Below are 19,513 nucleotides of genomic sequence, written 5' to 3' on the forward strand. Positions count from 1 at the left end.
CTATCATTAGATACGAAAAAAGGATTAGCAGTTTTCTAATCCTTTGGACCCATTACTTATTTATTTTTTTGAAGTGCCGTGACCGCTTGAGAAAAGGTCTCAACGGGGATGACTTTCATATTAGGCGCGTACTTTTTGGCCGTCTGTTTAGCAAGTTGATAATTCGTCAAGTGGCCGGGTTCATATTTCAAAATTGTTTTGGTTGGTTTAAGGTAAGGTGCCAAGAAAATCTTAGCGCCATTCTTTTTGGCCGCAATAATTTTTTTATCAATTCCCCCAATTTCACCAACTTGACCATAGGAATTAATAGTTCCGGTTCCAGCAACTTTTTGGCCATGTCGCAGATCCTGATTTGTCAGCTGGCCGTATATTTGCAGTGAAAACATTAACCCACCAGATGGACCGCCAACTTGGCCGGGGTTTACCTTAATCGGCACACTCGTGTGGACTTTAACATCATCCGTCAGCGTAATCCCAATTCCCGGTCGATGGTTGGCAATTTCAATCAACGGCTGGGTAACCCGGTGCATTTTCCCACTTCGCTTATAATCAATCGTTAATTTCTGGCCAACTTTTTGCTTTCGAACGTAATTAACGAAACCATCTGCGTTTTTAAATTGATGGCCATCAATTTTAACAACTACATCGCCCACCCGCAGATGATGATAAAACTTGGATTTCTTTTCAATACTTAGAATATAAATCCCATTATACGTTCGTTTAACCTGCCGGTGAGCATGCTTATATGCCGTATAAATTGCCTCACCAATTGAGCTTTCCATGTAAAAATGCTGAACTTTGTCGTATTCCTTCATATTCTGGCCGTCAGTCACGCTATCATCCGATTCAACAGAGTAATATGGGCTTAGCTTAGCATACAGATAGGTTAGTGGCCTGGCCTGCGCAATACTGACGGAAGTCAACATAAACATGCCTTTCTGTTTATCCGGATGGTTCTTGATTGATACAATTTGACTCAGATCCGAGGCATCGCCGGGGCCCTCAATATAATTCGGCAGCGGCCAAAAAAGGGCTGCCAGTATGATAATCGCAGCGATGACGCCCAGAACATATTTTTTGATTCCCTTCTTTTGCATTAATTATTCACTCTTCTATCGAAATTTATTTTGAAGTGCCTGAGAAACAATTGGCGGCACAAATTTTGAAACGTCACCATGAAATTTAGCGATTTCCTTGATCATACTCGACGACAAATCCCGATACTGCCCCGCAGTTGGAATAAAAACGGTTTGAATCGTCGGCGCCAAGCGTTATTTAATCCGGCAATTGACATTTCAGCATCAAGATCAGCACTCCCCCGCACACCGCGTACTAAAACGGATGCTCCGATTTCTTCAGCCAAATGAACGGTTAATTCTTGAGAGGTCAATACCTCAACTCGCTCATTTGATTGAAAAACCGCCTTGACAAACCCAGCGCGTTCTTCAGGCGTAAAGAGCGCCTTTTTATGCGTATTGATGCTAATTGCGACAAATAATTTATCAAAAATAGTGCTGGCCCGTCGAATAACATCGATATGGCCAAACGTAATCGGGTCAAAACTACCAGCATATAATGCATTTACCATATTATTTACTCTCCATTTGATACGTATAAATTGTTAAATTGGTCAAACCATAGTTTTTCTGCTTCACTACCGTAAAACGATCAAGCTTATCCGGTAATTGGGTCTGATTATCAGTTTCACAAATCACAACAGCATCAGCCGCCAATAATTTCAAAGTTGCCAAAGCCGTCAGTGTTTCAACAATCCGCTGCGCTTTATACGGTGGATCCAAATAGACCATGTTAAATTGCCAATTGGCCTTTGCCAATGACAATAACACCTTATCTGCCGTGCCTTTAATGACTTCAAAACGGTCAGCTTCATGAATCTTATCAATGTTATCTTTAATGGTCTTAATCGCTTGATATTGCCTGTCAACCAATACGGCCCTTGCCATTCCTCTTGAAACCGCTTCGATGCCCACTGCACCGGAACCGGCAAATAGATCCAAGAAAGTGCCGCCATCAAAGTATGGTCCCGTCATACTGAAAAGGGACTCCTTAACTTTGTCGGTCGTCGGTCTGGTTTGGTCACTCTTGACCGGATTTAAGCGAATTCCGCCAAATTTTCCTGATGTAATTCTCATCGTAACGATTCCCCACTAGTCATTAAAGTCTTCTTCAAATTTTTCGTCCAATTCAGTTGGATCTTTCCCCTGAACTTCTTTTACCAGCTCATTTAATTTTGAGGGAACCACCTGTTTGACATAATTCAACGCAGTCAGCTTCTTAATGGTGTCCGCTTCATCATCTGCGCTAACATAAATAATTGCATACCGCATATGCTTTGATACGTAATCCAACCGCCCGAAGGTTCGTAAATGACGAACATACTTTAGCGAGTGTAAATAAACAATTAATCCAACTGTTGCTTGAATTTCAAATGGCAAATTAACATCTCCTTGTAATTAGTTGGTCACTGTTTGATAATTGATTCGTTCAAGCCGCTGCCGGCCACTGATATTCAACACCATACCAATACAGAGTGCCAGGGTCATCATGCTGGAACCACCATAACTGATAAACGGAAACGTCACACCGGTAATTGGCAGCAGACCAACAACGCCACCCATATTAAACAAGGCCTGAATGGTTAAGTAAGTCGCCACCCCATAGCAAATCAGACTTTGATAAGCACTGCTGCTTCGAATGCCGATTAAAACCGTTCTAAAAATAATCAGGGCCAAGACGGCCATAACAACAATGGTTGTAAACGCGCCTAGTTCCTCCGTTAAAATAGCCATAATAAAGTCGGTATTCGGTTCAGGCAAATAACCCGTTTTTTGGATACTGTTTCCCAAACCGGATCCAAACAGGCCACCGTTACTGATGGCGTAAAAAGAATTTACAAGTTGCTGGCCAACACCGGTGGCGTGCTTAAACGGGTCGACAAACGCCGTAATTCTGCTTAATTGATAACTGTGAATCCGACCACTTTCTGACAAGGGCACCAAAACAAACATCAAAATGGCATAAGCACTGCCCACCAGCGCAAGCAAATAAGTAACGCCCCTTTTCCAGGAAAAACCACTGGCAATCAGCATGGCAAACACGATGGTAAAATTAATAGCCGCACCGCCCACATCTGGTTGAAGCAGAATTAAAACCAGTATCATCAACACAATTATCAGTGGATAACGTAGTGTCTGCCACCACTTTGCCGTTGAAATCGTCAACTTATCCTGATCTTTTGCGATTGCATCGGCTATTAAAATAATCAGATAAAATTTAGCAAATTCCGCCGGCTGAATATTGATTCCGCCGATGGGAATCCATCCCGCGGCACCATTGACCGTTTTTCCGACCGCCAGTAGCCCAAATAGGACCGCAACAAAAAGATACCCCAAAAAGTGCAGTAACCGCTGATTACGAATCTTTTTAAGATTAAGGGCCGTGGTTCCAAAAACCAATCCCAGACTAACTAAAACAAAAATTACCTGCTTAATCAAATAGCTTTTAGGACTGCCGCCGTTTTGAATGCCGATGTTCGCACTGGCAGAATAGACCATAATAACTCCCAGTATACATAGAATGATGTACGGCAAAAAGATAAATAAATCCAGATGTTTCAAACGCGCCTTGGCCATAGTTTTCACTCCACTTTTCCTCAAAAATTGTTCATGAAACATTGGTCTTAATTATAGCATACCAAGAATCAGACGCCGACTTTCAAAAGTAGACATAACCGGATTTTAAGAAGCGGCCAGCCCCCGCATCATTTTATTTCGTCACCCGGGGTTAAACCAAAACAGCAAAAAAGCCCCCGCTAGGAACTGGGTCATCGACCAAATTCCTACCAGGGGCTGGCTTAATTCGTCTAATTACTCAAATTAAGCGTGTTTTCTTCTCTTAGCTTCTTTTTCACGTGCGTTAGTGTTCAAAATCTTCTTTCGAAGCCGAACAAAGTGAGGCGTTACTTCACACAACTCATCTTCGTTCAAAAATTCAAGCGATTCTTCAAGTGTTAAATGAGTTGGGGTTTTAATCCGCGCCATGTCATCTGAACCGGCAGCCCGGACGTTTGTTAAGTTCTTACCTTTGGTAATATTAACCGTAATATCGTTTTCACGGTTATTTTGACCAACGATCATCCCTTCATAAACTTCCGTACCCGGATCAATCAGTAATTCACCACGACTTTCAATGCCCATCATGGCATAAGTGGTTGCTTTGCCGGCATTCATTGAAACCAAGGTTCCCTTCTTCCGGCCAGGATTCCAACCCTTGATAACCGGCAGATACTTTTCAAACGTATGGTTCATAATACCGTAACCACGCGTTAATGACAAGAATTCAGTTGAATAACCGATTAAACCTCTTGATGGTGCCAGGAAGGTTAATCGAGTCTGGCCATTATCGTTGGTCTCCATATTTTGCATTTCTGCTTTTCGTTGTGAAAGCGTATCGATAACGGAACCAGTGTATTCATCAGGCGTATCAATTTGAACTGATTCAAACGGTTCGCACATTTGACCGTCAATTTCACGATAGATAACTTCCGGACGGGATGCCTGCAGCTCATAGCCTTCTCGACGAAGCGTTTCAATCAAGATTGACAAATGCAGCTCCCCACGACCGGAAACAACCCAAGATCCAGGCTGATCAGTATCCTCAACTCTTAACGAAACATCGGTATGCAATTCCCGCTTGAGTCGATCGCCCAACTGACGGGCAGTCACAAATTTACCATCCTGACCGGCGAATGGTGATGTGTTGGTCCCAAATGTCATTTGCAAAGTTGGGGCATCGATTCGCAGAATTGGTAAAGCTTCCGGTGTATCCGGTGATACGACGGTTTCACCAACATTAATTTCTTCCATTCCGGAAACTGCAATTAAATCACCGGCTTTGGCTTCGTTGATGTCAACTTTCTGAAGACCGATGAAGCCCATCAACTTGGTAACCCGGAAGTTTTTCTTTGAACCATCCAGCTTCATAACTGTTACGTTATCGCCAACTTTAATTCTTCCTCGGAAAATTCGACCAATTCCAATTCGGCCGACAAAATCATTATAGTCCAATAACGCCACTTGGAATTGAAGCGGTTCGTCAGAATTATCGATTGGAGCTGGGATATGCTTGATAATCGTATCAAAAATCGGTTTCATTGTATGCTCCTGAGTCGAAACGTCGGAGTCATAGCTGGATGTCCCATTCATTGCTGAAGCATAAATAACCGGGAAGTCCAATTGTTCTTCATCGGCACCTAATTCAATAAATAAATCCAATACTTCGTCCACAACTTCTTCAGGTCGAGCACCTTCCCGGTCAACCTTGTTAATCACAACAATTGGCGTCAGGTGTTGTTCCAAAGCTTTTTTCAGAACGAACCGGGTTTGCGGCATCGTACCTTCAAACGCATCAACAACCAGTAAAACACCATCAACCATTCGCATGATTCGTTCAACTTCACCACCGAAATCGGCATGTCCCGGTGTATCCAAAATATTAATTTGCTTATCGCCGTACTTAACTGCCGTATTCTTTGAAAGGATGGTGATGCCCCGTTCTCTTTCAATGGCGTTTGAATCAAGTGCACGATCTTCGATTTGAGTATGAGCAGCCAAAGTATCGGATTGCTTCAACATTTCATTAACCAAAGTTGTCTTACCGTGGTCAACGTGAGCAATAATAGCGATATTTCGAATGTCATCCCGTGTTTTAAGTTTTGTATCCAAATTAGTTGCTTCCCTTCATTAAATAAATCAGACTCGCATGCGACACACCTGAATATAAATTATCCTATTCGCATAAAAAAACTGTGACCACTGTCAATGTCACAGTATGATTCATCACTTACCAACGATAGTAAGAACATCTCGATGTGCATTTCGCGTTGCTAATAATACCGCTGTTGATGATAACATACCTAATTGCTTGCCGTCAATAGTCGTGATCTTTAATCCGACCGCTTCGGCCAGAATTTTACCGGCACCAAAATCCCAAGGCTTCAGGTATGAAATATACCCAACCAGCTCACCGCGCAGGACTGAAATAATGTCAATCCCGCGCTGCCATAGATTCGCATGCCGAGTGATTTTTCAGCAATTTCTACCATATTAAAATCATTATTCAAAACCATCGGGCCGCTTAACCCGATTAAACCGTCTTTAAGTGCCGTATCGGCAACCTTATCCAGTGGGTGCCCATTATCAAAAACGCCTAGTTTGGGGCCACCCGACAGCAAGTGATTCCCAATTACATCCAAGATATAGCCCAATTCGCCAATACCATCCTGATAGAGGGCAATCATAATTGCAAAATGGTTGCGCTGCTTGACAAAGTTCATTGTCCCGTCAATCGGATCGACAATCCAAACCCTTCCCTGCGTGGAGTCAACCCGGTCACCAAAACCCTCTTCACCAAGTATTTTGGCATCAGGTTCAAACTCCCGAATTTTGGAAACAATGAATTTTTCGTTTTGTTTATCAATATTTGTCACAAGATCCCGACGACTGCTTTTAGTATTAACGGTTAACCGGGTATCAATACTTCTTAAAACATTGTCCCGCGACTCACGCAGCCAGCCCTTGACGGTTTTATCAATTTTTTCAAGTTCACTAATCTCCATGTTACGCCTCGTTCATCTTTAAATTTTTATCAACTTGTTTGGCATGTTTGATGACCTGATAAACATCATATCCGGAACGTTCTTTGAATTGTTTTTCAAGTTGTTTTTGCTCCATTTTTGAAGGAATCACGTCACGAAACTGTTGATAGGCATGATTAAACGTCTCTCGGTCAACGCCATCCGGCTTTTCGTAGGCCTCTTCAACTTTTTGAAAAAATGTAACCAGCACAACAACTTCACGGTCACTCAATCCTTCAAGTAACGGATATGCGTAATTATCGTTCATAAGTATCCTCTCCGATCAATACTTCGTGATGAAATAAATTCAAAAAAGCCGGTCTTTATTTTCAATTATAAATTATTTCAAAACTTTGTGAAATGAAAAAGTCGAAAGAACCTTAATAACTTTAATTTCAAAATTAAAAACGACCTGTCTTTTTAAAATGACAGATCGTTTTAATGACTGTTTGCTTTATAACGTAATTATCAGATATGAGTTGGGAAGCCCAGTGCAATATCGGCAGCTTCCTGAATCGGTTCGCTCAGTGTTGGGTGCGGATGAATTGTCAAAGCAATATCTTCAACGTTCATCCGGCCATTAACAGCCAAACTTAATTCAGCAATCAGATCACTTGCGCCGGGACCGACAACCTCGCCGCCAAGAATTGTTTTATCATCCTTGGTATAAATCAGACGAACAAATCCCTCAGCTTCGTCAAGTGAAACTGCTCGCGCATTACCGGCAAATGGGAATTTAGCTGTTGCAACTTCAATCCCTTTATCCTTGGCTTGTGACTGAGTCAAACCAACAACAGCCATTTCAGGATCGGTAAAGCAGACCCCGGGAACGCCGACATAGTCATTGGCTGTGTTCTTACCGGCAATCGCACCGGCAGCCACTTTGGCTTGGAAAAATGCCTTATGGGCCAAGGCAGGACCCGAAGCAATATCACCAATCGCGAAAATATGCGGTGAATCGGTTCGGCCTTGATCGTCCGTTTGAACGATTCCGTGATCGTCTAATTTAACCTTGGTATACTCAAGACCCAAGTCATCCGTATTCGGTCGGCGGCCAACCGTTACCATGCAGTAATCAGCCTTAATCGTTGCTTCTTTGCCATCAGCTTCATAAGTAACACTGACACTGTCAGCATCTTGTGAAGATGATTTAGCCGTGGCACTGGTAATAATGTCAACGCCCTTCTTCTTCAATGACTTCTCAACAATCGAAACCATGTCTTTCGAGAAGCCTGCCAAAATAGACGGCGTTCCTTCAATGATCGTAACGTGCGATCCCATATTGGCATAAGCGCCTGCCAATTCGGTTCCGACATAACCACCACCGATAACAACAAATTCTTTTGGAATTTCAGGTAAATTCAAGCCTCCGGTTGAATCAACAACCCGACCATCAAACTTGAATCCCGGAATTTCAATTGGATGAGAACCACTTGCAATAATCAAATTGTCAAATTGAATGGTTAATCCGGTATCTGCACTCATAAATTGTTGTGGGCCAACGGGCATTACCCGAAGTTGCGTATCACTGTCCAAAACAGCTTCGCCTTGAATCACATCAACTTTGTGCTTCTTTAGCAGCATTTTGACCCCACTGGTCATTCGATCAACCACTTTTTTCTGTTTCCATTCCTGGGTCTTTTTGAAATCAATGGTTGCCGGTTGCGTAGTGATCCCATAAGTTGAAGCATCATTTGCGTCTTGGAAACGATGGCCGGCTTGAATCAATGCTTTTGACGGAACACAGCCAACATTCAGACAAACACCGCCAAGCGTATCTGATTTTTCAATTAACGTTACTTTTTGTCCTAATTCGGAAGCTCGGATTGCGGCAACATAGCCGCCAGGGCCGGCTCCAATAATCACGGTCTCTTTCTTTTCAACATCAGCCATTATTCGATCATCCCTCCATCAAAAGCATATCCGGATCATGAAGCAGCTTGTTCAACAGGTTCAAAGCGTTTTGAGCAAGCGCGCCATCGATCAATCTGTGATCATAGCTTAAGGAAAGTTTCAACATGTTGCCAACTTTGATTTCGCCATCCTCAGGATCAACGTATGGTTCTTTGGCAATCTTACCAACACCCAGAATAGCAACTTCCGGTTGATTGATAACCGGTGTGAACCAACCACCGCCAATTGAACCAACGTTACTAATCGTGATTGAACCGCCGCTCATCTTATCGGCAGACAGCTTGTTGTCATATGCTGCTTGGGTATTTTCAGTAATTTCCTTAGCAATTTCAAACATGCCCTTGGCATCAGCATTCTTAACATTTGGAACGTAAAGGCCATCATCGGTATTCGTTGCAATGCCAATGTTGTAGTAGTGCTTGTAAACAATTTCCTGGGTGGTATCGTCAATTGATGCATTAAACTCAGGATACTTCTTCATAACAGCTACCAATGCCTTAACAATATACGGCAGGAAGGTCAAATGAATGCCCTGATCTTTGGCAATTTCCTTATACTTCTTCCGATTTGCCATTAAAGCACTGACCTCAACATCATCAAATGACGTTACGTGCGGTGCAATATCCTTTGATTCCCGCATCGACTTGGCAATGATCTTTCTCATCATTGACATCGGCTCACGGGTCTCAAGGTCAGGCTGAGCAGACTTGTAAGGCTTGATTGGACCACCCGTTGCCTTTGGTGCGGCTTCCTGGCCAGCAGGCGCAGCTTGAGCCGGTGCTGCTTGAGCCGGTGCAGCGGCGGGATTAAAGTTGTCAATATCAGCTTTGGTAACCTGCCCGTGATTGCCGGTAGCAGGTACTGCAGTAATATCAACGCCTTTATCACGCGCATATTGGCGAACAGATGGCATTGCCTTAACTAATTTATTTGGATTGGCAGCTGTTGGATTACCAGCAGGTGCAGGAGCAGCCGTGGCTGCTGGCGCCGGTGCGGCTTCTTTTTCAGGTTCCGGTGCCGGTGCTTCTTCCTTTGCAGGTGCAGGAGCTGAATCATCCGCTGTATCAGGCGAACCATCATCAATGGTAATCAGGACGTCACCAACTTCGGCTGTTTCACCTTCGTCTTTATCAATACTCTTAACAGTTCCAGCTACCGGAGATGGTAGCTCTTGAACGGACTTGTCGTTTTGAATTTCGACTAATGGATCGTCCTCTTTAACTTTATCGCCAGGCTTGACCAACCATGAAGCAATTTCACCTTCGGCCATACCTTCACCCAGCTCAGGGAGTTTAAACTTATAAGCCATGGGATCTAACTTCCTTTCTTACTTAGAATTTTAGTAGTTTAAGATTTCACGTACTTTAGCTTCAATATCATCGGCATTTGGCAGCCAATCATTTTCAGCCATCGCAAACGGGAAGACACTGTCAGGAGCTGAAACACGGCCAATTGGGGCATCAAGTGACATAATATCATCTTCAGCAATGGCAGAGGCAACTTGAGCACCAACGCCAGCCATCTTTTGAGCTTCCTGAGCAACTACTACTTTATGAGTCTTATCAATTGAGTTAAAGATCGTTTCAGTATCGATTGGTGATAGTGAACGTAAATCGATAACTTCAACTGAAATATTCTCTTTTTCTAATTTATCAGCCACTTTCAATGCTTCATTAACTTCAGCACTGTAAGCAACAATGGTAATGTCAGATCCTTCACGAACAACTTTGGCTTTATCTAGCGGCACAGTATAATGACCATCGGGAACTTCATCTTTCATTGAACGATAAAGTTTCAAGTTTTCCATGAACAACACCGGATCGTTATTTTCAACGGCTGAAATCACCATGCCCTTTGCATCGTATGGGTTAGCAGGTGTTACAACCCGTAATCCCGGAATGCCAACGAACAGATTTTCCAACGAATCACCGTGAAGTTCAGCAGTATGCGTCCCACCACCAAATGGTGTTCTGATGGTAATCGGCATGGAAACATCACCCGACATTCGGAAACGATTTCGTGACATTTGACCACCGATTGAGTCAACGGCTTCCATTGTGAATCCCATAAATTGAATTTCCGGAATTGGTCGCCAGCCGGTTAATGCCAGCCCAATTGACAACCCAAGAATTCCTGATTCAGCTAACGGTGTATCGAAGACACGGTCAGTACCGTATTTATCTTGAAGGCCGACGGTTGTTCTGAAAACACCACCGTTTTTACCAACGTCTTCACCGAAAATCAATGTCTTCGGATCATCTTGCAATACTTGGTCAAGTCCATCCGTAATTGCTTTAATATACGTTAATTTAGCCATGATTACTTCGACTCCTTTGCTTCAAATTCTTTGATTTGGGCCGCAACATCTGGGGTAGGTACTTCAAATGTGTGTTTCAGGAAGTCACTAACCTTTTGCTTAGGTGCAGCTTCAGCATCCTTCATATCCTGCTTGAATTGATCTTTATATTGAGCGACCAATTTATCTTCTTTTTCTTGATCCCAAAGTTTTTTATCGGTTAATACTTTTCTCAGTCGAATAAGTGGATCACGATCGAACCAAGGTTTTTCTTCTTCTTTAGTTCGATAACGACTTGGATCGTCACCAGCAGAACTGTGAGCACCGAAACGATAAGTTAAGGTTTCAACTAATACCGGACCATTACCGGAAGCTGCAAAGTCACGAGCATCCTTAGCTACCAGATAAGTTGCCAGAATATCCATTCCGTCTACTTGAACGCCTGGAACACCTGAAGCAACACCCTTTTGGGCTAATGTTTCAGCGGCAGTTTGCGTCTTTCGCGGTACTGAAATTGCCCAACCATTATTTTGAACAAAGAAGACAGCTGGTGCTTGGAATGAACTGGCGAAGTTGATTCCTTCATAGAAGTCACCCTGCGAAGTACCACCGTCACCGGTAAATACATAAGCAACCGTGTCTTTTTCATCATTCTTTTTAATTCCTAATGCGGCGCCGGCACATTGAACATATTGAGCGCCAATGATAATTTGTGGAATCCATGCACGAACACCACGTCGTACATAGTCATAGCATTGATAGTGACCCTTTGACCATAAGAAGCCTTCCTTAACGGTTGCCCCATGTTGGATCAATTGTGGTAAATCACGATATGCCGGGAACAGGTAATCTTGTTTCTTCATTGCGTGAGCAATTCCCATTTCGGAAGCTTCCTCACCGAAAGTTGGCGCATAGAAGCCTAAACGACCTTGACGCGAAAAGTTCATCGTTTGTTCGTGTAATGCACGTTCCCAAACCATCTTTTCCATCAATGTAACCAATTCATCATCACTAAAACGGTCAAATAATTCCTGATTAACAATCTTGCCATTTTCGTCAATGACTTGAACTGGTTTCTTGTATGGATCGCTCATCGTCGATTTGATGTGCTCAAAATCAACAACATGCTTACTCTTTGCTGCCATAGATAACACTTTCCTTTCCTGTAAAGCCAGAATTGTGATGCACAAACACTTCACTTCTAAACCACACTTAAAATTTAGCATTTTTTCAGCCCATTTGCAAGCCCTTACATTACTTTCAAAAAGGTTTTTTCGCTTATTTCGTTTTTCTCTGTAAGCAAGTCATGAAACCGCCTGTGAGAGTAAAGATTGTGAAAATTTATATGTTCATTTGTTTAATAAATTCGCCTTCATTCATATCATAAATTAATACATTAAAATTCCAAAAACACAAATCTCACAACAATCACTCCCCTGCTTCCAGATGAAACACATAGTAATTTCCCTTAGATTAAGATAAAATGGTGCTAGTGAAAAAATATTCGGAGGTCTTTGATTTGTTTTTAATGGATGATATTGTTCGAGATGGCAATCCGGTACTACGCCAGGAAGCCCGAAAAGTGACGTTCCCATTAAGTGACGCTGACAAGAAGTTGGCTCACGATTTAATGGAGTACCTTGAAATCAGCCAAAATCCGGAACTGTGTGAAAAATATAAATTGCGAGCAGGCGTTGGTTTAGCAGCCCCACAAGTTGGCGTTTCTAAAATGATGGCGTCCGTTTTGGTTCCTAATGATGATGAAAATGAAAAAGATAAGCCCCTTTTCAAAGACGTCATTATTAACCCGGTGATCGTCTCCAACTCAGTTCAACGAGGTGCGTTAACTGAAGGTGAAGGCTGCCTTTCTGTTGATCGGGATGTTCCTGGATATGTTCCTCGTGCCGCGCGAATTACCCTTAAGTATCAAGATGTTGACGGTCAAACACATAAAATTCGATTGAAAAACTATCCGGCAATTGTCTGCCAACACGAAATCGATCATTTACACGGTATTCTTTTTTATGATCACATCAATAAAGAAAATCCATTCCAACGTGATGACGATGAAATTTTCATCTACTAATTACGCTTGGACCGGGAATTCCCAGAGAAAAAGAGACTGAAACAAAAGTAATTTTGTCCAGTCTCTTTTGTGTAATCACGATTATTACCGAGTGGACACATGTGCCGGAAGTTAACCGCCTTTCGTCCCACTCTTTATCAAGCTATTTACACGATTGGTTTTTGTAAGTGAAAAAGATTATTTCAAAGTAATGAAAATTAATTTCAATGGTCGAACCAATCCAGTCCTAACAGCCATAACTTGATTTTCAAATCAAAACGCGATGCTGCGGTGCTAAAGCCATCACCTGATTGGTACTTTCATTATTAATGCAGCCGATTCAAATCATCAATATATTCAACTGTCGTTAAATTAATTAAATACGCCACGTCAAAATGCAGGCGGTCATCCAACTGCCAAATATCAGTTACCACAAAAGCGCTGCTGCCCCTGCCATGCGCATGAATGCCATTTTTATCACTATAAACAGCTAATTCTTTGCCCAGCAGCGCCTTTAATTCCGGAATAGGGACCCTGACCCGATCAATCGGCAGATGATATTCAAAGGCCATGACCCCTCTTCCCCAAATGTTGGCTATCATTTCCGAGTGAAGTTCCGCTTCATTTATCGGTGCAAGCTTATTTGTTGAAATCAGCGTTTTAATTACTTCGATAACCGCTTTATTAACCGTCCGTTGGGAGGCCAATAATCTTTTTCGACTGGGCCGGGTCACAAACAGATAATGAATTAAATTATAAACAGCAAATGCAGCAGCCAAACCAATAATAATTTGAATGGTGAGTATCATAGTCAATTCGCTCCATTTCGTTTCACTAAGTTAATTCTACCATGAGAATGTATCTGCGTTGGCTATCATGTTTTATATACTTATTCCTTGTATTATGGTAAAATAACTGCATTAGTTGTGTTCTCACAACCACTTGTTCGGAAAGAAACCTAATCGTTTCGAAAAAGTACATGAATAAAGGAGTTTTTTTATGATTTTTAAAGTTTTATATCAACCGACGCCAAACAAACGCCCCGTCGGGAAACGACCCGCTCTCTGTATCTTGAGGCCGATACAGAGGTCGAAGCACGTGCTCTGGTAGAAGACAATACTGATTACGCAATCGAGTTTGTCGAACCACTTCGCGGAGAACACTTGGAATACGAACAAAAAAGTTCGAATTTCAAATTAACGGAGTTTAATAATAAATGAGAAAGCTGAACGTCAAAAATAACGAAGCGGCTATCTATGGCGTTGGTGGACTTGGTGAAATCGGTAAGAACACCTACGGCATTCAATTTCAAGACGAAATTATTCTGATTGATGCCGGAATCAAGTTCCCGGAGGATGATCTTCTGGGTGTTGACTACGTGATTCCGGACTACAAATATTTGGTGGATAATAAAGACAAAATTAAGGCGCTTGTAATCACCCATGGGCATGAAGACCATATTGGCGGTGTTCCATACCTGATGAAGGTTCTAAACGTTCCAATTTATGCCGGCCCATTGGCTATGGCTTTAATTAAAAACAAATTGGAAGAGCATGGCCTTTTAAATTCTGTCGAGCTCCACGAAATCAGTGATAAATCGGTACTGAAATTTCGAAAAACCAAAGTTTCGTTTTTTAGAACCACCCACTCAATTCCCGACACGCTGGGAATTGCTGTTCATACGCCAGTTGGCGTTATCGTTGAAACCGGTGACTATAAGTTCGACCTCACACCGGTAACCAACCAGCCGCCTGATCTTCAAGAGATGGCCAGACTGGGCGCTGAAGGTGTCCTCTGTCTGATGTCCGACAGTACCAATGCCGAAAAGCCCGTTTGGACAAAATCCGAAAAATGGGTTGGTAATTCTATATCCCATATTTTTGATCAGGTTAAAGATCGGATTATTTTTGCGACTTTCGCATCAAATATATCCCGAATTAAAACCGCTTGTGACAATGCCCTGGCCAGGGCCGTAAAATCGCCGTCTTTGGCCGAAGCATGGATGCAGCAATTGTTAATGGCCGGGAGCTGGGGTACTTGGATATCCCTGATGATGCATTTGTGGACGCCAATCAACTCCAGTCATTACCAGCAAATAAGACCATGATTTTATGTACCGGATCACAGGGGGAGCCTATGGCCGCCCTTTCAAGAATTGCCAATGGCACCCACCGGCAGATTTCAATTCAGCCGGGAGATACCGTTATCTTTTCAAGTAATCCAATTCCTGGTAATACCACGAGTGTTAACGACGTGATCAACAAATTGGAAGAAGCCGGTGCAAACGTTATTCACGGTAAAGTAAACAACATTCACACTTCCGGACACGGCGGTCAGGAAGAACAAAAGTTAATGCTGCGTTTGATGAAGCCGAAGTTCTTCATGCCAATCCACGGTGAGTATCGAATGCTGAAAATTCATACGGAACTTGCCGAACAATGTGGTGTGCCGCTTGATCACAGCTTTATCATGCAAAATGGTGACGTATTGGCACTGTCAAAGGACAATGCCAGATTAGCCGGTCATTTCCAAGCTGGTGACGTTTATATTGATGGCAGCGGTATTGGTGATATTGGCAGCATCGTATTACGTGATCGCCAACTGCTTTCCGAAGAAGGCATTGTCGTTGTTGTTGCAACCATTAATCTGCATAATCAAGAAATTCAATCCGGTCCTGATATTCTTTCCCGTGGATTTGTTTATATGCGTGAGTCGGGTGAACTACTCGATGAAGGCAGACGGCGGGTATTCAAGACAATCAGAAAAGCGATGCATAATAAAAAGGCAACTGAAGCTTCGATTAGAAACGCAGTCATTGATGACTTACAAGAGTTCCTGTATGACAAAACGGAACGTCATCCAATGATTTTGCCAATGTTGATTATGAATGGCGGTCATTAATGATCTTGGAATCACTTAATGAATTATTTTAGGGAGCTTGAGAATCGGATCTTTTAATCATTCGATTTTCAAGTTCCTTTTTACATATTAAACTTGTAAGTAACGGGGGCATTTTGGCAAATGGAATACTTTATAATCGTTAATCCGACAGCTGGTGGCAATAACGGTCGGAAAGTTTGGCCGCAAGTTGAACAATACCTCGATCAAGCAGCAATTTCATACCGGACCTATTTTACAGAATACGATGGTCACGCGGTCTCAATTGCGATGCAAATTCTAAATCAGGTAACGGCAACCAACCATCCCGACGCCATTATTGTTGCCGCGGGTGGTGACGGCACCCTTCACGAAACATTACTGGGATGCATGCGCTTTTATGCTGAACACCCACTTCTTCAAAATCCGCGGGTACCGATCGGCGTCCTACCAATCGGTTCCGGAAACGACTTCGCGCGGGGATTAAAAATTTCCCGGCAGTGGCAGGACGCGCTTCAGGTAATCTTAACCACAAAAAAACCAGTAAATATTGAAATCGGTCACTTTGACAACCACGATTATCAAAGTGACGGTTATTTCCTTAATAATTTTGGCATCGGCTGGATGCAACCGTGGTCCACTTTGCCAATCATTCGTTATTAAAAAGTCATCAGCAACTTAGCGGCTTCTCATACTGGGCATCCGTTCGCCATGCGATTAAGTCATTAAAGCCTTTTAGGCTGACCGTCAGTCAACCGGATGGTACTAAGATTACCTATCCCAGAGCTTTTCTGGCAACCGTAACTAACCAGCCTTATTTCGGCGGTGGCATCAACATCGCGCCAAAAGCGTCCTTGTACCAGAAACAGTTGGATTTGATTATCGTAGAAAAGCCAACCCGGCGGCAAATCTTCTTATTTATTTTTATGCTATTATTAAAAAGACATTTAAAATTACGATTTGTTCATCATTTTTCCGAAACCCACTTTGGCTTGGATACACAGCAAGCACGCTATGGTCAAATCGACGGTGAAGAGCTGGGCGACAAAGTCTATCACGTCTCATATGAAACGCAAACTTATCCGTTTTGGGTTCGTCGCGCTAATCAAACATGATTGCTATAACAGCCGGTGTCACTCGCCAAAGGGTTGCCGACTCATTAATATCGTTTAGAAAGTACAAGATCGAGGTAAATCTGATGTATTCTACAAGCTACCTGCTATTTCAGTCCTTAACTGCTGTCGCTCTAGGTGATGCTTTAGGCGTCCCATTTCAATTTGAAAAGCGCGAAAAACTACTTGAAAACCCCGTTGATACCATGATTGGCCACCGCTCGTTTGACCTGCCCAAAGGCACTTGGTCCGACGATACGGCACTATCAATTGCCTCATTGGTCAGTCTTTCACTCGGATTCAATCTGAATGATCTCATGACAAGATATTCTCAATGGTATCATTATGGTGAATACACGCCCTTTGGCAAAGCCTTTGGTGTTGGCAAGACAACTGAAGATGCCATTAAGCGTTTTGATCAGGGGACGAAGCCGGAACTTTGCGGCGGCGTTGATGAAATGAGCAACGGCAACGGTGCTTTAATGAAATTAATGCCTTTGGCTTTCTTTATCCTGACAAGCCACCATCAGTATCGATTTAACGATCAAATTGCGAATCTTATTCATCAATTTACGGCAACTACCCATCGGCACCCGCGAAGTCTGGTTGCTTCTGGAATCTTAACCAACGTTATTATCAGGACAATTCAGAACCCCAACAAATACGCCATGTTAAAGGCCATTCAGGAAGCTTTGACTTATTATGGGGATAAACCCCTTTACAAGGATCAGGTGCCCTATTTCGAGCAGCTGGGCCGAATTAACTTTCTACGTCAGTCAAGCACCCAAATTAAAAGTTCACCTTATGTCGTTGATACTTTAAACGCTGTTTTTTGGTGTCTGTTTAATTCAGAACAATACTTTGTCGCTGTTAAGCGAGCAGTTAATCTTGGCAATGACGCAGATACAATCGGGTCGATCACTTCAATGCTGGCTTCCTTACTCTACGCACCTGTGACCTTCCCGCCGAATTGGCTGAGAGACTTGAAGGGCCGTAATCAAATTAAAACGGCCGTCTCCTTTGCACTATTATCAGACTATTTTTAATTGAGAGTGGCAGAAAGTTGCCATTTAGCGCACGCTTTCGCTCGATAATAAGTCGTAAGTGCATAAAATGGGGCTGGAACAAAATCACTTTTGTTCCAGCCCCATTTTTCGATTAATTGAACAGCTGTCTAGTCTTCTGAAGCATCCATGGCTTCCAAAATCATATTCAACTGAACACACTCCTCATTAAGATGATTCATTTCATTACCAAATTGCGGTTTAATCACCACTGTGTTTTTATCTCCATTGTTTGCTGAACGGCAAACCTCAGCTTCTTGAGATTTCAACTGATCCAACTTGGAAGCTGCTTTTTGATATTCTTTAAGAATTTCTAACTTATTGCTCATAGCTATAAACCCCTTTGAACGTATAAAATAATTTGATTACAGTCAACCGCAACTTTCCCAATGAAGACGTTACGATCATAAACTAAATTTCCTGCTAACGTCTGGTAATATTAACAGATAAAAATTAGTAAATCAATACTTTTAAAAAAAGAGTTCCCAGTCGCAGAATCGCCTAATATAAATGATAATTTTTTATTTATAGGTTTCTTTAATTTCTTCGGTTGTCGGAATCGAAGGCAATGCCCCCATCCGTTGAACCGTAATGGATGATGCCTGTTGCGCATAAATCAGTGCATTTTCAATATTGGAAAAATCTGGGTTAACTTTCGCACTAAACGCACCAATAAAAGTATCCCCGGCAGCCGTTGTATCCTTCGCATGAACTTTGAAAGCAGGGACAAAACCACTAGCCTTGGCGGTATGATAATAGGCACCCCGATCACCAACCGTAATAATCACATTTTGTATTCCCATCGCCGCAAACTTGGCTGCGTTATCATCCATTGAAGCTGTGTCTGTTACTGTAATTCCCGTTAACGTCACACTTTCAGTTTCATTTGGCACAATCAAATCGGTCACTGACAACAATCCCGGCTTAATAGTCGCTGCCGGAGCCGGATTTAAAATCGTCATCACACCATGCTGCTTAGCAAGTTTAAAGGCCGCATACGTAACTTCCTGTGGTGTTTCAAACTCCGAAATCAAGACATCGGCGTCGGCAATTAACGTTTCACTTTTCGAAATAACGTCGGTTTGCATCGCTTGATTAGCGCCGCCATAAACCATAATACTATTTTGACCGGCTTCGTCCAATAAGATCACAGCCGAACCGGTACCTGATTGATCGGTAACCGTCACATGATCCGTATTAATACCGTCCTTTTTTAGCGCGGCAATCATAAAATCGCCAGCGCTGTCTCGACCAACTTGGCCGATAAAACTGGTTTGAGCATGTGAACGAGCAGCCGCAACTGCCTGATTGGCACCCTTTCCACCAGCCGAATTGGTCTTGCTCTTGGCACTGATTGTCTCACCTGGTTTGGGCATTTGTGCAATATGCAGTGTCGTATCAACGTTTAAACTTCCAAGTACAACCACTTTGTTTGTCATGTTTTTCAAAGCTCCTCTTAGCATAATGGTAGGACCTAGCCAGCAAACCAAGACTGTAGCTGGATTGCTTTTTAGTCACCCATCACTTTTA

Annotated in this window: 18 protein-coding genes and 3 pseudogenes; 6 read left to right on the plus strand and 15 right to left on the minus strand. The window is 42.7% G+C overall.

Features of this window, described 5'->3' with window-relative positions; all coding sequences use genetic code 11:
- Window positions 1-56: 56 nt before the first annotated feature.
- From JCM14108_RS02580 to pdhA, 12 genes and pseudogenes are all read right to left on the minus strand, one after another.
- A complete protein-coding gene (locus JCM14108_RS02580) occupies window positions 57-1,097 on the minus strand; it encodes a SepM family pheromone-processing serine protease (protein ID WP_035178219.1) in 1,041 nt (346 codons plus the stop codon).
- Between the two features lie 101 nt (window positions 1,098-1,198).
- Window positions 1,199-1,588, minus strand: a complete 390-nt coding sequence (gene coaD / locus JCM14108_RS02585; protein ID WP_237745692.1) for a pantetheine-phosphate adenylyltransferase — start codon at window positions 1,586-1,588, stop codon at window positions 1,199-1,201.
- Between the two features lies 1 nt (window position 1,589).
- The gene (gene rsmD, locus JCM14108_RS02590) at window positions 1,590-2,153 is read right to left on the minus strand and encodes a 16S rRNA (guanine(966)-N(2))-methyltransferase RsmD (RefSeq protein ID WP_035178221.1); all 564 of its coding nucleotides are present in this window, start codon (window positions 2,151-2,153) and stop codon (window positions 1,590-1,592) included.
- A gap of 15 nt (window positions 2,154-2,168) precedes the next feature.
- Entirely contained in the window at window positions 2,169-2,456 is a 288-nt protein-coding gene (locus JCM14108_RS02595; protein ID WP_035178224.1) for a DUF2129 domain-containing protein, read from the minus strand.
- Between the two features lie 18 nt (window positions 2,457-2,474).
- Window positions 2,475-3,653, minus strand: coding sequence for an FtsW/RodA/SpoVE family cell cycle protein (locus JCM14108_RS02600; RefSeq protein ID WP_035178226.1), 1,179 nt, complete (start codon window positions 3,651-3,653; stop codon window positions 2,475-2,477).
- 243 nt (window positions 3,654-3,896) lie between these two features.
- Window positions 3,897-5,744: a translational GTPase TypA gene (typA, locus tag JCM14108_RS02605; RefSeq protein ID WP_035178229.1), complete on the minus strand. Its 1,848-nt coding sequence runs from the start codon at window positions 5,742-5,744 to the stop codon at window positions 3,897-3,899.
- A 114-nt stretch (window positions 5,745-5,858) separates the two neighbouring features.
- Window positions 5,859-6,637, minus strand: a pseudogene (locus tag JCM14108_RS02610) (inositol monophosphatase family protein).
- A 1-nt stretch (window position 6,638) separates the two neighbouring features.
- On the minus strand, window positions 6,639-6,923 hold the full coding sequence (locus JCM14108_RS02615; protein WP_035178231.1) for a UPF0223 family protein: 285 nt from the start codon (window positions 6,921-6,923) through the stop codon (window positions 6,639-6,641).
- 200 nt (window positions 6,924-7,123) lie between these two features.
- Window positions 7,124-8,548, minus strand: coding sequence for a dihydrolipoyl dehydrogenase (gene lpdA / locus JCM14108_RS02620; protein WP_035178233.1), 1,425 nt, complete (start codon window positions 8,546-8,548; stop codon window positions 7,124-7,126).
- 7 nt (window positions 8,549-8,555) lie between these two features.
- Window positions 8,556-9,878 carry a 2-oxo acid dehydrogenase subunit E2 gene (locus JCM14108_RS02625; RefSeq protein WP_035178235.1) on the minus strand — a complete coding sequence of 441 codons (1,323 nt, stop codon included), beginning with the start codon at window positions 9,876-9,878 and terminating at the stop codon, window positions 8,556-8,558.
- Between the two features lie 30 nt (window positions 9,879-9,908).
- A complete protein-coding gene (locus JCM14108_RS02630; protein ID WP_035178237.1) occupies window positions 9,909-10,886 on the minus strand; it encodes an alpha-ketoacid dehydrogenase subunit beta in 978 nt (325 codons plus the stop codon).
- Between the two features lie 2 nt (window positions 10,887-10,888).
- The gene (gene pdhA / locus JCM14108_RS02635) at window positions 10,889-12,010 is read right to left on the minus strand and encodes a pyruvate dehydrogenase (acetyl-transferring) E1 component subunit alpha (protein WP_035178239.1); all 1,122 of its coding nucleotides are present in this window, start codon (window positions 12,008-12,010) and stop codon (window positions 10,889-10,891) included.
- A 374-nt stretch (window positions 12,011-12,384) separates the two neighbouring features.
- On the opposite strand from pdhA, the gene def reads away from it, so the two are divergent.
- A complete protein-coding gene (gene def, locus JCM14108_RS02640; RefSeq protein ID WP_035178241.1) occupies window positions 12,385-12,951 on the plus strand; it encodes a peptide deformylase in 567 nt (188 codons plus the stop codon).
- Between the two features lie 305 nt (window positions 12,952-13,256).
- Here the strand turns inward: def and JCM14108_RS02645 are convergent, their stop codons facing one another.
- Entirely contained in the window at window positions 13,257-13,739 is a 483-nt protein-coding gene (locus tag JCM14108_RS02645; RefSeq protein WP_035178243.1) for a hypothetical protein, read from the minus strand.
- 190 nt (window positions 13,740-13,929) lie between these two features.
- On the opposite strand from JCM14108_RS02645, the pseudogene JCM14108_RS14230 reads away from it, so the two are divergent.
- From JCM14108_RS14230 to JCM14108_RS02660, 5 genes and pseudogenes are all read left to right on the plus strand, one after another.
- Window positions 13,930-14,150: pseudogene (locus tag JCM14108_RS14230) on the plus strand (DNA-directed RNA polymerase subunit epsilon).
- Window positions 14,147-15,831 (plus strand): annotated as a pseudogene (gene rnjA / locus JCM14108_RS02650) (ribonuclease J1). The pseudogenes JCM14108_RS14230 and rnjA overlap by 4 nt, the downstream one beginning before the upstream one ends.
- Before the next feature lie 120 nt (window positions 15,832-15,951).
- On the plus strand, window positions 15,952-16,470 hold the full coding sequence (locus JCM14108_RS15050) for a diacylglycerol/lipid kinase family protein (RefSeq protein ID WP_237745694.1): 519 nt from the start codon (window positions 15,952-15,954) through the stop codon (window positions 16,468-16,470).
- Entirely contained in the window at window positions 16,440-16,922 is a 483-nt protein-coding gene (locus tag JCM14108_RS15055) for a diacylglycerol/lipid kinase family protein (RefSeq protein ID WP_237745695.1), read from the plus strand. The genes JCM14108_RS15050 and JCM14108_RS15055 overlap by 31 nt, the downstream gene beginning before the upstream one ends.
- An 83-nt stretch (window positions 16,923-17,005) precedes the next feature.
- Window positions 17,006-17,965 (plus strand): ADP-ribosylglycohydrolase family protein, encoded by a 960-nt coding sequence (locus JCM14108_RS02660; protein WP_035178245.1) that lies wholly within the window; start codon window positions 17,006-17,008, stop codon window positions 17,963-17,965.
- Between the two features lie 128 nt (window positions 17,966-18,093).
- Here the strand turns inward: JCM14108_RS02660 and JCM14108_RS02665 are convergent, their stop codons facing one another.
- Together JCM14108_RS02665 and rbsK are read right to left on the minus strand one after the other, a co-directional pair.
- A complete protein-coding gene (locus JCM14108_RS02665) occupies window positions 18,094-18,312 on the minus strand; it encodes a hypothetical protein (RefSeq protein WP_035178248.1) in 219 nt (72 codons plus the stop codon).
- A 192-nt stretch (window positions 18,313-18,504) separates the two neighbouring features.
- On the minus strand, window positions 18,505-19,422 hold the full coding sequence (gene rbsK, locus JCM14108_RS02670; protein WP_035178250.1) for a ribokinase: 918 nt from the start codon (window positions 19,420-19,422) through the stop codon (window positions 18,505-18,507).
- Between the last annotated feature and the right edge of the window lie 91 nt (window positions 19,423-19,513).

This window comes from Lentilactobacillus farraginis DSM 18382 = JCM 14108 (assembly GCF_000583655.1).
Classification (GTDB): domain Bacteria; phylum Bacillota; class Bacilli; order Lactobacillales; family Lactobacillaceae; genus Lentilactobacillus; species Lentilactobacillus farraginis.